At 58.7% G+C, this 14,259-nt stretch carries 11 protein-coding genes and 3 pseudogenes; all 14 read right to left on the reverse strand.

All coding sequences use genetic code 11. From position 1 onward, the window contains the following. Window positions 1–530, reverse strand: a 530-nt coding sequence (locus BM174_RS16925) for an IS110 family RNA-guided transposase (protein ID WP_143092474.1), incomplete at its 3' end; no start/stop codon positions are given. A gap of 285 nt (window positions 531–815) precedes the next feature. Then, complete coding sequence (locus BM174_RS16930) at window positions 816–1,529, reverse strand: FadR/GntR family transcriptional regulator (RefSeq protein ID WP_093925048.1); 714 nt, start codon at window positions 1,527–1,529, stop codon at window positions 816–818. After that, on the reverse strand, window positions 1,519–2,364 hold the full coding sequence (locus BM174_RS16935; RefSeq protein ID WP_093925049.1) for a sulfite exporter TauE/SafE family protein: 846 nt from the start codon (window positions 2,362–2,364) through the stop codon (window positions 1,519–1,521). The genes BM174_RS16930 and BM174_RS16935 overlap by 11 nt, the downstream gene beginning before the upstream one ends. 6 nt (window positions 2,365–2,370) lie before the next feature. Continuing rightward, the gene (locus tag BM174_RS16940; protein WP_093925050.1) at window positions 2,371–3,132 is read right to left on the reverse strand and encodes a DUF1028 domain-containing protein; all 762 of its coding nucleotides are present in this window, start codon (window positions 3,130–3,132) and stop codon (window positions 2,371–2,373) included. A gap of 3 nt (window positions 3,133–3,135) precedes the next feature. Then, window positions 3,136–4,929, reverse strand: a complete 1,794-nt coding sequence (locus BM174_RS16945; RefSeq protein WP_093925051.1) for a gamma-glutamyltransferase family protein — start codon at window positions 4,927–4,929, stop codon at window positions 3,136–3,138. Window positions 4,930–4,943: 14 nt separating this feature from the next. Continuing rightward, window positions 4,944–5,843: an ABC transporter permease gene (locus BM174_RS16950; protein WP_218152939.1), complete on the reverse strand. Its 900-nt coding sequence runs from the start codon at window positions 5,841–5,843 to the stop codon at window positions 4,944–4,946. Further along, the gene (locus BM174_RS16955) at window positions 5,843–6,787 is read right to left on the reverse strand and encodes an ABC transporter permease (protein ID WP_093925052.1); all 945 of its coding nucleotides are present in this window, start codon (window positions 6,785–6,787) and stop codon (window positions 5,843–5,845) included. Before BM174_RS16955 ends, BM174_RS16950 begins: the two co-directional genes overlap by 1 nt. A 69-nt stretch (window positions 6,788–6,856) precedes the next feature. Further along, window positions 6,857–8,371 carry an ABC transporter substrate-binding protein gene (locus BM174_RS16960; protein ID WP_093925053.1) on the reverse strand — a complete coding sequence of 505 codons (1,515 nt, stop codon included), beginning with the start codon at window positions 8,369–8,371 and terminating at the stop codon, window positions 6,857–6,859. 42 nt (window positions 8,372–8,413) lie between these two features. Beyond that, window positions 8,414–9,523, reverse strand: a complete 1,110-nt coding sequence (locus BM174_RS16965; protein ID WP_093925054.1) for an ABC transporter ATP-binding protein — start codon at window positions 9,521–9,523, stop codon at window positions 8,414–8,416. After that, window positions 9,520–10,527, reverse strand: a complete 1,008-nt coding sequence (locus BM174_RS16970; protein ID WP_245766421.1) for an ABC transporter ATP-binding protein — start codon at window positions 10,525–10,527, stop codon at window positions 9,520–9,522. The genes BM174_RS16965 and BM174_RS16970 overlap by 4 nt, the downstream gene beginning before the upstream one ends. Before the next feature lie 248 nt (window positions 10,528–10,775). Further along, window positions 10,776–10,919, reverse strand: a pseudogene (locus BM174_RS16975) (carboxylating nicotinate-nucleotide diphosphorylase); the annotation flags it as partial. Between the two features lie 55 nt (window positions 10,920–10,974). After that, a complete protein-coding gene (locus BM174_RS16980) occupies window positions 10,975–11,700 on the reverse strand; it encodes an FAD-binding protein (protein WP_342742075.1) in 726 nt (241 codons plus the stop codon). 190 nt (window positions 11,701–11,890) lie between these two features. Further along, window positions 11,891–12,637: pseudogene (istB, locus tag BM174_RS16985) on the reverse strand (IS21-like element helper ATPase IstB). A 69-nt stretch (window positions 12,638–12,706) separates the two neighbouring features. Next, window positions 12,707–14,178: pseudogene (gene istA / locus BM174_RS16990) on the reverse strand (IS21 family transposase). Between the last annotated feature and the right edge of the window lie 81 nt (window positions 14,179–14,259).

The raw sequence follows: 14,259 nt of genomic DNA on the forward strand, positions 1-14,259 counted from the left end.
CGGGCTTCTTCGGGCAAGCCGCTTGACGGATCCTCTATGATTGCACTCAGGCGCGCTGCATTCGCTGCGCCCTGCGGAACCACTTCTCCAAACTCCGTTAGGTGGCCGCGAAGCGCATTGTTCGCCTGAGTGCGCTGACCGATCAGCAGCTCACGGACCCTGAAGACCATGGCTGCACCCTGCAAATCTTCGCTCTTCACCGGCACAAAGCGCATCGAGGGCCGTACTGCTGCCTCGCAAATCGCTTCAGCATCCGCTGCATCGTTCTTCTGACGCTTGACGAAGGGTTTGACGTAAGCTGGCGGGATCAGACGCACTTCGTGGCCCAACTTGCCAATCTCACGGCCCCAGAAATGCGCGCCGCCGCACGCTTCCATAGCAACCAAGCATCGCGGAAGTTGGCTGAAAAACACCAAAACCTGCGTCCGCCGCAACTTCTTGCGCAAAACCGCGCGGCCTGCGCCGTCAGCTCCATGCACTTGGAATACATTCTTCGCCAAATCGAGTCCGACCGTGATAATATCCGACATGACCGCTCTCCTTTTTGTGGATCATTGCAGACCCACCTTGGCACATCGATGCCGCCGGAGGGCGGTTACATCATCAAAGCCACAGCGCCCCCAAAAACGAAAAAGGCCCCACGCGCACGTAACCGTACGACATGAGGCCTGATTGCCCTGCGGATATTTCCGCATTTGTCCACAATAGACGAAATATTAATGCTGCTGTCGAGTCCTCATTGAATGCGTTCGCATCTAGTTTTTCAGATTTGCACAACTTTCTGACCGATGGGCTATTTCGGCATGGTCTCGCGGCTAAATATTTAGCTCTATCTTGCGCACCCGATCCCGGAGCAGTGTATTGGACACGGTTAACAAGTGCTGTTCCATTGCGGCTGCCGCGGCGCGGCTGTCGCGCCTTGAAACAGCATCGGCCAACGTCTTGTGCTGTTCACCCAGCAAATGCAGCGTCCGAGGCGAATAGCTGTCGCGCCGCTGCGCGGTCCAGGCGGCTTCGCGGCGCACGGAACGGATGGATTCGTAGACCGTCAGGAACAGCGGATTACGTGCGGTTTCCGCGATCTTGTAGTGGAACATATCGTCGGCTGCCTCATAGGCATCCATGTCTGTCAGGTCCAGCGTGGCGCGCATAAGTTGGCCCAACAGATCAACCTCATGCGGTTGGGCACGTTCAGCAGCAAGCGCGGCCAGCGCCGGTTCAACCTCCAGCCTGACTTCCATCACATCGCGCGGCGTGACCTGACGCGCCAGCAGGCGCAGACTGTCGACATTGTTCGCCGGGGGCGGGGCCGCGAAGGTGCCTTTGCCATGACGGCGAAAAATAGTCCCATCCTCTTGGAGCTGACCCAGCGCCAAACGCACCCTTGCCCTGCTGACCCCGAAATGTTCAGCCAGCGCACGTTCTGGCGGCACACGCCCATTGTCGAGCAATGCGCCGTCGCGGATGGCAACACGCAGTGCCTCGGCGAGTGCATCTTCCGGCCGAAGGCGGGGACGGCTATTGTCCATTGGCCGTCAAGGTGCTGAACAGATCTACAAACATTCTAAGCGACGTTAGCATCAGAAAAATGCCAAAGGCAAACCGCAAGGCGCGGCGCGATATACTATGGGCCAACTTTACACCGACATGGGCGAAACTGCTGGTCAAAGGAATGATGATCGCCGCCGCCGCGAGGTTTACATATCCGAGCGAAAACGGTGGCAGTCCCTCGGCCCCCAGACCGGTGAGCGCATAGACGACTGCACCGGGCAGGCCGATGATAAAACCGATAGCGGCAGAGCTGCCGACGGCGCGGCGGATGTCATAGCCCAGAAAGTTCAGCAGCGGCACACCGATGGTCCCGCCGCCAATCCCCATCATCGCCGACAGCGCTCCGGTAACCGTGCCAAGCGCCGCCCAGACCACTTTAGGGAAGCTGCGCACAGCCGGGTCGGTTGCCGGTTTGCGAAAGATCATGTCGATCGCGACCAGCGCGGCGACAACTGCAAAGACACCGACCAAGATCAGCCCCGAGACATAGCCCCCCAGTACTGCGCCGATGATCACGCCCACCAGCAGCGAGGGCGCCCATAGCCGCAGTAGGTCCATATCGATGGCACCCCGTTTGAAGTGGCCATATCCCGAGGACAAAGAGGTAAAAACGATGGTGGCAAGCGATGTGCCCACGGCCACCTGCATGGTGATCGCAGGGTCCATACCCGCCGTAGAAAGCGCCAGATAGAGCGCGGGTACAATAACAATACCGCCCCCCACGCCGAGCAAACCGGCAAGGATACCCCCGACCACACCGGCGCCCACGGCGATGGCAAGAAGAGGGAGCAGAGTGCTGAAATCTATTACCATCAAAGGTCAATTCCGACTGGTTGTGGGATCTGTGGCGCGGGACTGGCTGGGTCGCCCTTCGCGTTCTCGTCTGTGTTCGGCCAGAGAAATCGCGGCATCTATCGGGCCGCGGTCTGTAGTGCCGGAGAAATTTTCATGTGTGGGCATCGCAGCGGCAACATGGAGGTAACGTTCACCCGCTATGTCCAGCAGCCGATCCAACTCGCCCAAGGGGTCGCTATGATCATCGGCCCGCAGATCAAGATAGGCATGATCCTCGCCGCGGTGAATTACCAGCCCTGCCGCCTGCCTGCCACGCTTGTCACCGCCTGCAACCTCGCCGGCGCGCATCGCAGCCAGAAGACGCTGCGCCATCGGTAAATTACCGTACTTGGCGTAAGTGTCGAAGGTGGCGCTCACGACCTCAGGCCCTGCCAGCATATTGCCTGCTACAGAATGCAAACGGCCCATCCGGTGCCCCGCCCAATCGACACAATCGGCTCCGGTATGTGCCGCGAAATTTCCCGCCGCATCCATCATATGGCATTGGCGAATGCCCCGCCCCGCGTCACGTGCTGCAAATTCAGCAATAAGCGTCTGCGCTGTCTCTCCCGCTTCAAGCCTTCGGCGGCCCTCGGTGCCCCAGAGAGGATTCACGAAAGCCTGTGTGGCAACAGCGACGCGCCGCCCGACGTACGGAACCGCCGCGCCACAGGCGAAAAAACGGCTGGCGACGATGATGCCGATTTCACCAGTGTCAGTGTCGCGGGCAATGATCGAATAGGTCATTGTTCAGCGCCCCACAGCATAGGCTTGCATCAATCGGGGCGTCGCGGCGGCCTGCAAGCTGCCATCGGGGTGACGCAGCGCGGCCGTTAAACGCCCCACGGACCATGGCTCGGCCACGGTGACAATATGACCGCGTTTGCGCAGCCCTTCGATTACGTCCTCGCCAAAATTGGGCTCAATCATCATCTCGCCGGGCAAGGCTTCACGCGGGAAAAAGCTGCCTTGAAAATGCATCGAATGGAAAAGCGGCGCGTCCATGCCAGCCTGCAAGTCCAGCCCGTGATGCACGAACCGCAAGAACCAGATCAACTGCCATTGGTCCTGCTGATCGCCGCCGGGTGTTCCGAAGACCAGCCGGGTGCCGTCGGGCTTTTCGGCCAGCGACGGGGTTAGCGTTGTGCGCGGACGGCGGTGGGGGGCCAGTGATGTGGGCAGGCCGCCCTCAAGCCAGAACATCTGGGCACGAGAGTTGAGCGGGAAGCCGAGGCCCGGGATCACCGGACTGCTTTGCAGCCAGCCCCCCGAGGGCGTGGCCGATACCATGTTGCCCCATCGGTCGATCACATCCAGATGCACGGTATCGCCGCGCTTCTCTGTCAGATGGGCCATGGTCGGCTCTTGTGGCGCCGCGTTTTCGGCGCCGAAATCGCAGGTCGCGCGGCGCAGGTAAGCTTCTGCCAAATGTTCTAGACCAGCAATAAAGCCGGGGCGCTGCTCGATCGAAGATCGGTCGGAGATTTCTTTTGCGCGCCCCGCATTGTAGCTGTCTGACAGCAAAATTTCCATCGGGACAATGCTGTGATCGGGATCGCCGTAGTACGCTTCACGATCCGCAAAGGCCAGTTTCATGGCCTCGATGACGGTATGGACAAACTCTTCGCCCATGGGGTCCATCGCGGCGAGGTCAAAATGCTTGAGGATCGCCAGAGACTGCAAGAAAACCGGCCCCTGTGACCAGGCTTCCGTCTTGTGAACCGTCCAGCCGTGGTATCCGTAGCTTAGCGTGCTTTCATAGCTGGCCGACCAGTTTGCCAAATCTTCACACGCCAGTACGGCGCTGTTTTTCTGCTCGGAGACGTCGTGCACGCAAGCATCTTTGAGATAGTCAAAAATGGCATCAGAGATGAAGCCTTCTGACCAGACAGATCGCGCGGCATCAATCTGCGCGACCCGGTCCTGCGCGTTGGCTTCGGCTTCACTCACCAGCCGTTCATAGGTGCCGGCCAGATCGGGATTTTTGAAGTTGGCGTTGGGCTTGGGGGCTATGCCACCGGGGGTCCAAACTGCGGCGGATGACGGCCACTCGGCGGCAAAGTAATCGGCCAGCCCGGCAATTGTATTAGCGACACGCGGCAGTACGGGGTGCCCGTCGCGCGCATAATCAATAGCTGGTTGCAGCACATCGCGCAGGTTCATGGTGCCATGATCACGCAGCAGCAACATCCAGCCGTCAAAGGCGCCAGGCACCACGGTGGCCAGCAATCCGGAACCGGGGATCAACGTCAGCCCTTGTGCCCTGTAGTGCTCGATTGTTGCCGCAATTGGTGCAACGCCCTGTGCGCAGATGACCCTTGTTTCATCCTTTAGAGCACTGTGAAAAATGATCGGAAGATCGCCTGCAGGTCCGTTCAGATGGGGTTCGACGATTTGGAGGACGAACCCTGCGGCCACCGCGGCGTCAAAAGCGTTGCCGCCTTTTTCAAGAATGCCAAACCCGACTGCCGAGGCAATCCAGTGGGTCGACGTCGCGACCCCGAAGGATCCGCGTATTTCCGGGCGGGTGGTGAAGCTGGCCATAACGTATCAGTCTTTCAATGTTCACGTGGATCCAGCGCATCGCGCAGACCGTCGCCCAAAAGGTTAAAGCCCAGCACAACTAAGAAGATGGCGATGCCGGGCCAAAGCGCCATCCAAGGGGCTTGGTTAAGGAAGTTTTTTGCGGTGTTCAGCATCGATCCCCAAGACGGTGCGGGCGGCTGTTGGCCCAATCCGAGGAATGACAGCGACGCCTCTGCAATGATCGCGGTGGCCACGGTGAGCGTTGCCTGCACCAGGACCGGCGGCAGCACGTTGGGGAAAATGTAGCGCCGCAGGATGCGCGGCGTCGATAATCCGATGGCCCGCGCGCTTTCAACATAGTCTTCGGCAGCGACGCCGAGCACCTGACCGCGGGTCAGACGGATGAACACAGGGGTGGCGGAAATACCGATAGCGATCATCGCGTTGGTCAGACTTGGGCCCAGAAAAGCCGCCAGTGCGATAGCAAGGATCAAAAAGGGCGCGGCCAGCAATGCTTCGGTACAGCGCGAGATGATCGCGTCGGTCCAGCCGCCGAAATACCCGGCAACGATGCCAAGCGGCACCCCGAGGCCAAGCGCAATCGCAACCGAGACAACACCGGCCAACAAAGACGCCTGCGCGCCCCAAATGAGCCGCGACAGTACATCGCGTCCTAATTCATCTGTTCCCAGCCAATGCGCAGCGGAGGGAGCCTTGCGCACCGCACCCCAATCGGTTGCAAGCGGATCCGGGATCGGCAGAATTGGTGCTGCAAGCGCAATCAGCACAAAGAATGCCACCAGCACGCCGCCCAACATCGCGCTGCGGTGTTTGCGGAATTTCTTCCAGACGCGGTTTTCGGGGCGGGCTGAAAGTACCGGATCAGTGGCGCTTTCGGCGTCAATAGTCATAGGGGTTGCAGGTTGGGCCATTATTGCTTCCTCAGGCGCGGGTTCAGCAGCACATAGGCAACGTCAGCGAGCAGGTTCATGAAGATAAATCCGACAGCCGTCACCAGCACGATGCCCTGCACGACGGCGTAATCGCGATTAAAAACCGCGTCGACAACCAGCTTGCCAAAACCGGGAATAGTGAAAATCTGCTCGGTCAGGACGGCGCCTGCGATCAATTCACCGAACAGTAACGCTGTCAGTGTAACGATTGGCGTCAAGGCATTGCGAAAGGCGTGTTTCAGGATCACCTGGCGTTCGACCAACCCCTTGGCACGGGCCGTACGCACGTAGTCGGAACTCAACACACTCAGCATGGCAGACCGCGTATGGCGCATCAGCGTTGCGGCCAGTGCCGTGCCCAGCACAAAGGCCGGCATGATCATTACGGTGATGGAGCGGATCGGGTCCTCGCTGAGCGGGACATAGCCCGAGGCCGGCAGCAATTTCCATTTCACCGACACCAGCAGGATCAGCATGATACCAAGCCAGAAATTCGGAATCGACAGGCCCGACAGCGCTACAACATTGGCGATATAATCAATCACCGTGCCCTTTTTGACCGCCGAAAATATTCCGGCAGGGATGCCGATCAACATCGCAAACACCATCGCCATCGTGGCAAGCTGGATGGTCACCGGCAACTTCTGCCCGATAAGCTCCAACACTGGTTGATTGGTGCGCAGCGAGATGCCCAGATCACCCGTAAGCGCCTTGCCGATCCATGTCAGATACTGCACCGGAATTGGATCGTTGAGACGGTACTTCTCGCGCAGGAATTCAAGCACCTGCGGGTCTCGTTCCTCGCCCGCCATCGCCAGCACCGGATCGCCTGGCAGAAGTTTCTGCAGGGTAAACACAAATATCGAAATCAGGATGATCGTAGGGATCGCAATGACCACACGGCGCAAGATAAAGGACAGCATCTGAGAGTGCCTCATATACAAAGAGGAGACACCGCCGGGACGCGCCCGGCGGTGTGCAGGAAAGGGCGTTTAGCCTTCTTCTTTTTTCATACCCTTCAGACGGATCATGCCGTCAGGATAAGGCGTAAAACCGGAGATCGCGGAATCCAGCGCCCAGATCCATGTCTCGTGGTAGATGTAAACGATGGGGGCATCTTCGTTCAGGATCGCGCGGGCGGCGTTATAGCTTTCCTTGCGGACCTGTTGATCGTTGGATGTGCGTGCCGTGTTCAGCAGCGTATCCACCTCCGGGTTCGCGTATTTGGAGTCGTTAATACCGCCATCGCTGGTCATGAACTGGTGGATGTTGCCATCAGGATCAACCCGACCCGACCAGCCGATCTGGCTGGCTGTATAGTCGCCAGCTGTTTGATCCGACAGCAGTGTCGCGAACTCTTTGGACACGAGCGAGATGCGAATTCCGGCCTCGGCCGCCATCGATTGTACCACCTGCATCAACTGCAACGGAATGGTGGTGTTGGGCACCTGAACTTCGAGGTCGATCCCGTCGGGGAAGCCGGCTTCGGCCAACAACGCTTTTGCCTGCTCGACGTCCCGCGCGGGAACGGCGAAGTCTTTGCTGTACCACGGTGAGGTCGGCGGGAAGGGTTGGTTGCCCGCTGCAAAGGCGCCGTTGAATACAACCTGATTGATCGCATCACGGTCGAGCGAAAGGCTCAGCGCCTGGCGCAGTCGATTGTCTTTGCCCCAAGGATTGTCGGCTTTATCGCCGTTGCCCACGTTGAAGGTAATGCCCTGATAGCCAAGCGATACGGCGCTTGCCACCTGAATGCCTGCATCCCCTTCAGCCTGCGCCAGATCCGTTGCTGCCAGACGCTCCAACATGTCGATGTCGCCTGACTGCAAGTTGGCAAGCCGCACTGTGGTGTCGGGAATCGGCAGGTAGGATACGGTGTCAAAGTGGTATTCATCGGCATTGTAGTAGTCAGCGAATTTCTCAAGAACGATGCGGTCTTGCGCGACGCGTTCTTTGAACTTGTACGGACCGGAGCAGACAGGGTTCAAACCAAATTCTACGCCAGCTTCGGTCGCCGCTGTCGGCGATACCATCATGCCTGCGCGGTCAGCGAGTTGCGCCATCAGCGTGGCATCCGCATCGGCGAGATCCAGGCGGATTTCATGGCTGCCCAGCACTTCAACGCCGGTGATGGACGACAGTTCAGACTTGCGGCGGGATTCTTCAAAGTTCTGGCTGCGGTCGATGTTGGCGGCAACAGCTTCGGCGTCAAAAGGGGTGCCGTCATGAAAGACGACATCGTCGCGCAGTTTCATTGTCAGCTGTTTGCCATCCTTTGAGAAGGACCATTCGGTGGCCAGTTGCGGGATAATTTCAAGATCTGGTGTGATGTCGACCAGCTTGTCGCAAAGCGCGGTATAGACGATCCGGCCGACAAATGTGCGTGACTGGTCAGGGTCTAGCACATCAGCATCCGATTGCAGCGCGATACGAAGTTCGGAAGCCTGTGCGCCCAGTGTTGTTGCGCTCAGCAAGGCGGCGGCGAGGGTTAGTTTCATCAGTTTCATAGTGAACTCTCCTGTTGATGGAATTGGTTCTGGTTGGATTTATTATTTTTGGTCTTGGCTGGACCGGGGTTGCGCCCGCTCCTGCATGGCATCTTGGTAGAGGGCAAACCGCGCGTTGGCCCCGGCCGCACGAGGCGGGGGATCCGTACGGCCCAAATCGGGTTCGGCCGCTGCGATATCCTCAAAGAAATGGCAGGCGGCGACGTGGTCTTCGCCACAATCCGTGGGCCTCAGGGCAGGGGCCTGCGTTGCACAAAGCTCCTGCGCATAAGGGCAGCGCGTATGGAACCGACAGCCTGAGGGCGGATTGGCCGGACTGGGCATTTCACCGTGCAGCGCGGTCTGGCTAAGGCGCTGGCCGTAAGCCGCGACCGGAATAGCGGACAACAAAGCGCGGGTGTAGGGATGCCTCGGATGCTGAAATACGGTATCGACAGTGCCTTGCTCGACGATCTGGCCCAGATACATCACCGCTACCCGGTCGCTCATGTGCCGGATCACTGCCAGATCATGCGCGATAATCACCAACGTCAGCCCCAATTCGTCGCGCAGATCGCCCAACAAGTTGATGACTTGCGCCTGTACCGACACATCCAACGCCGACACCGGCTCATCACCGATCACCAGCTTGGGCGCAGAGGCAAGCGCGCGGGCGATGCCGATACGTTGGCGCTGGCCGCCTGAAAATTCATGCGGATAGCGTTCGGCGTGCTCGGGGCGCAGGCCGACCTTATCCAATAGCCCCGCCACCTTGGCCCGCCGCTCTGTCGCCGTCATCTCGGGAAAATGGGTTTCCAGCGGCTCACCGATCAGCTTGCCGACACTCATGCGCGGGTTAAGCGATGAGAAGGGATCTTGAAAGATAAACTGCATATCGCGGCGCAAAGCGGTCAGTTCGCGGCCTTTGAGGCTGCGCACGTCAATGCCGTCAAAGGTAACTTCGCCTTCGGTGGGCGACAACAACCGCATCAGCAACCGCGCCAGCGTAGACTTGCCGCAGCCGGATTCCCCGACAATGGCAAAAGTCTCACCGCGCCGGACATCAAAAGAGACGTCATCGACAGCACGGATCACGCCCGCAGTACCCATCATCCCGCCTCCGGTTTTGAAGTGCTTTTTCAGCCCACGGGCCTGCAGAATGCTGTCCGTCATAGGCTGTCCTTCAGCTTGATCTCAAGCGGCGCGAAATGGCAGGCAACTTGGTGTCCCCCGGCCATTTCAACCAGCGGCGGTTCGGTTGCGCAGATGGGTTGCGCAAAGGGGCATCGCGTCGCAAAGCGGCAGCCTGTCGGCATGTTCTGCGCTGTCGGCACCATGCCCGGCACAGTTGAAAGCCGCCCTCTTACACCGGTGAGTTGTGGAATGGAGGACATTAGCCCGATGGTATAGGGGTGCTGCGGATCATTAAAAATCCGCTCTGCCGGACCTGTTTCCACAATCGTACCCGCATACATCACCGCGACTGTGTCAGCAATTTCCGCAACTACTCCCAAGTCATGGGTGATCATGATCGTGCCCATGTTGGTTTCCGCCTGCAGGTCGCGGATCAGTTCCAGAATTTGCGCCTGAATAGTGACATCCAATGCAGTCGTCGGCTCATCTGCAATCAAAAGCGCAGGATCGTTGACCAAGGCCATCGCAATCATCACACGCTGGCGCATGCCGCCCGACAGCTGGTGAGGATAGTCGCGCATGCGCTTTTCCGGAGCGGGGATGCCGACACGGCGCAGCATGGCCACCGCGCGGTCTTCGGCGTCACCATCCGTGGCGTTGCTGTGCGCCTTTATCGCTTCCACGATCTGATCGCCAATGCGAAAGACCGGGTTCAGCGAAGACATCGGCTCCTGAAAAATCATCGTCATACGGCTGCCGCGTATTTTGCGCATGGCCTTGGGATCGGCAAGATTGAGGGTTTTTCCCTCAAACACCATTAGGCCGGAGTTGATTTCAGCCGCTCCGGCGGGGAGCAATCCCATCATGGCAAGCGAGGTCACGCTTTTACCACATCCGCTCTCCCCGACGATACACAGGGTTTTGCCCGCGCTAACCGAAAAACTGACGTGGTTGATCTGGTCGCTCGGCGCACCGCGAAACCGCAGACTAAAGTCTTTTACGACCAGCAAATCCGGCGATGTGATGGTGTCGTCCAGAGACAAAGCTCATCCCCTTTAAGCCAATACTGAAACCAATATAGAATTGGTTTAGTATTGGTTGCATATATTCTGATGTCAACCAGCTGTTTGAGATTTGCGGGAAAGGTTTGGGGGGCGAGATGGAACTTGCTTAAATCACGGCCCAATCTTCGCTCCAATCAAACTAAAGGGCCCCTCTAGGTTCAAACACCAGCCGCACAAATGTTCCCCGCCCAGTCGTTTGCTGAGCGAGCTGCGTATCCGCTATCCATATCGACGAGGCGAAAGGCCAGCGCGGCGATCTGCATCCCCGAGACTACCCCTGCCTCGCGGGCATTCAGCCGTGCGGTATAGCGGGCTTCAGCGGGGATCACCGTGCGGGTGGTGATGTCACCGTAGGTTCCTAAATCCTCCATCAGCGCGGCGCGGACCAGGGGTTCAAGGATCAGGTCGGGCAGGGGGGGGCTTGTGTCATGTCGTCTCCATTTGCGGGGTGGTGGGCATTGCCTGCGCCTCGGCCAAGGTCTGGAAAGAGCGGCTGCCAATTGCGCTGCAAGTTTCGGGATAGTCCGACCGGAAATGGGCGCCACGACTTTCGCATCGGTTCAGCGCCCCAGTGGCGATCAGCGTGGCCGTGGCGGTCATGTTCAGCAGGGCGGTGCAAGTGGGCTGGGCCACTTCGATCTCCGCAATGTCGTCAAGGGTTCGCTGCAAACCTGGCGCGTCGCGGATCACCCCTGCACCATCGGTCATACTTTGCCGCAACCGCGCCACGAGGGTGGGGTCGGGCACCTCGGCAGCGTCCAGATTGGGCAGGGTGTTCGTAGGCGCGTCTGTGGGGCTGGCACCGAGTGCTGCGTCTATCGCGACCGCGCAGCGTTGCCCGTAGACCAAAGCCTCCAACAGCCCGTTCGAGGCCAGCCGGTTCGCCCCGTGCAATCCGGTCGATGCCGCCTCGCCACAGGCCCAAAGACCAGGCAGGGAGGTTTGGCCGGTATGGTCGGTCGCGATGCCCCCCATGTGATAATGCGCAGCGGCGGCAACAGGGATCGGATCGGTCAGCGGGTCCAGTCCTATTTTTAAGCAGGCTGCCGCGACCGCAGTAAAATCGCGCAGCACACTAGTGCCAAGCGCCTGCCGTGTATCCAGCGCCGGAGCAAGGCCCGCCTGCGTCTGGGCAAAAACGCCGCGGGCCACGATGTCAACGCCGGACTAAAATTGCACCAGTCGCCGGAGCAAAAGTGCGCCACTTTTCTGGATTTTGCCGGACCAATATTGCGCCACCTTGTTGAGTTTAGGTTTGTCCATAGCCCCGCACGGCGAAGTGCCCCCACAGAGCGACGAAGCTGTGCGGGGCTTTGGTCAAACCGGTAGCGTGGATTGTAGTTTAAGCTCTTCCCGATTGACGGCTGTGTTTCAGGCGGTAGCTCTCTGCGTTCATTTCGAGGATGTGGACGTGGTGGGTCAATCGGTCGAGAAGCGCGCCTGTGAGGCGCTCAGACCCGAAGGTGCTGGTCCATTCATCGAACGGCAGGTTGGACGTCACGATGGTTGATCCGCGCTCGTAGCGCTGCGAGAAGACCTTAAACAGCAGTTCAGCGCCGGTTGGTGATAGCGGCACATATCCCAATTCATCGATGATCAGCAGGCTGTATTTGCTTAGTTGCTTCTGCAGACGCAGCAGGCGCTTTTCATCTCGTGCTTCGAGGAGTTCATGCACGAGAGCGGATGCGGTGATAAAGCCGACGGCCAAGCCCTTCTGGCAGGCCGCCAGTCCAAGGCCGAGGGCGACATGCGACTTGCCGGTGCCGCTGTTTACCACGGCGTCATGTCAAAGACATGCCTTTGGCATGATGATGTTCTCGTTGCGGGTAATATAATCACAGCGTGCCAGCTCCATCACCAGCATCTTGTTCAACGAGGGCATGGCCTTGAAGTCGAAGCTGTCGAGGCTTTTGGTGGAGGGGAACTTCGCAGCCTTGATCCGGCGTTCCACCATGCGCCGTTCCCGGTCGATGAGCTCCAGTTCCACTCTCAGGCATGTAAACATGCCCTGCCGTGCAGCGGGCAAGGCGCAATAGATAGCGGGAATGATCGATGCCTTCTGTCGCGCTTTGTTTGGCAACTTTGTCATACTCACGCAGGAACGTCGGCAGGCGCAGGGCTTTTAGGTGATGGGCCAGTAACAGCTGGGGCGTGTCGGTCATAACCCGCCTCCTGACAGAAGCGCCATGTAATCGCTTGGCGATGTGACGGCGACATAGGCTCTCGGCAGGTAGGGATAGACCGTCAAATCCAGCCGGGGCGGTCTGCGTTCGATCCGGCACAGCACCAAATGCTTCACGGCGTCAAAGCCAATCGTGCCGCGATCAAGGGCGCTTTGTATTCCGGCCTCAACATCCGCGATCTGGAATGTCTCCAGCAGCCGCAGAACCTGAACGAACTCGCGTTTGCCCTTTTTACCCATCCGGGCTTCCATAAGCCGACGCAGGATGATGTAGGCTTCAGGTAATTCCCAATCGGCCAGTGGGGCTGCCTGATCAAGCGCATTGGTCTTCTGTTCGATCAGCGCCAGATAATGAAGCGGGTCATAGATGTAATCCTCCTTCTCCCAAGAGCGAGGATGCCGGGCGATGACGTCAGCGCCGCAGGCAATCATCACCTCATGCACGTCATGTCGGAGACATGCTTCCTGCATGATGCCCGCACCAGAACTTCTTGGTGACCGAAAGCTGTTGGAACAGAATAATCGTTGCCGCGATAGCGCACGAGGGACAATGAACTGACCCGAACCGATTGCTTGTCGCAGGCGTCATAAGGAACAGCTGGCAGGGGTTGAAGCCGGCCCGCATCGGCCTCAAAGCGTTCGCCAATCGTGCCCTTGTGACCACGTAGCTTATCGCCCATTCGCTTGCGGCATTGGTCGGCCAGATGGACATTGAGATCTTCAAAGCTGGCAAACTGCGGCTTGGGCACCATGAAGTTGCGGCGAGTGTATCCCACCATCCCTTCGACTTTGCCTTTATCATTCCCTTTTCCAGGGCGGCCAAAGCGATCCTCAAACAGATAATGCGACACCAGCTCCGAGAATACGCGGGTGCGTTTGCGCTGGCCGTTCCCCAGAATGCGGGCCACGGCAATCCGGATGTTGTCGTAAAGGATCGACACAGGCACCCCGCCGAAGAACGCGAACGCCGCAACATGTGCATCACAGAATGCTTCCGTCGTCTCGGCAGGATAGGCTTTCAAAAAACACGCATCCGAATGCGGCAAGTTCATCACCGAAAAGTGGATCTTGCGCTCGACACCACCAATCACGGCAAGCGCCTCACCAAAGTCCGCCTGCGCATGACCCGGAGGATGCGACAAGGGCACAAACATCTCCCGCTGGCGCTGGCGAGCCGCAAAGATGTAGTCCTTCACGATCGTGATGCCGCCGGTAAAATCATACTCATTGCGAAGCCGCTCAAAAACCCGCTTCGATGTATGCCGCTGCGTCTTTGGAACCAGCCGGTCTGCCTCAAGGATCTGATCGATAATCCCGATAAAGTCATCCAGCTTCGGCCGCCTGATCTCTTTGTCACGCCGGTAACCTGGCGGGATCGAAGACATCAGCATCTTCTCAACAGTGCGACGATTGATCCCGAAAAGACGGGCCGCTTCGCGGCGGCTCATACCATCGACAAGAACAGCGTGACGAACGCGCCCATACAAATCCACGTGCTTCAATCCCGCCCCCCGCCAAAACGAAGAGCT

The sequence above is a fragment of the Sulfitobacter brevis genome, from assembly GCF_900112755.1.
Taxonomy (GTDB): domain Bacteria; phylum Pseudomonadota; class Alphaproteobacteria; order Rhodobacterales; family Rhodobacteraceae; genus Sulfitobacter; species Sulfitobacter brevis.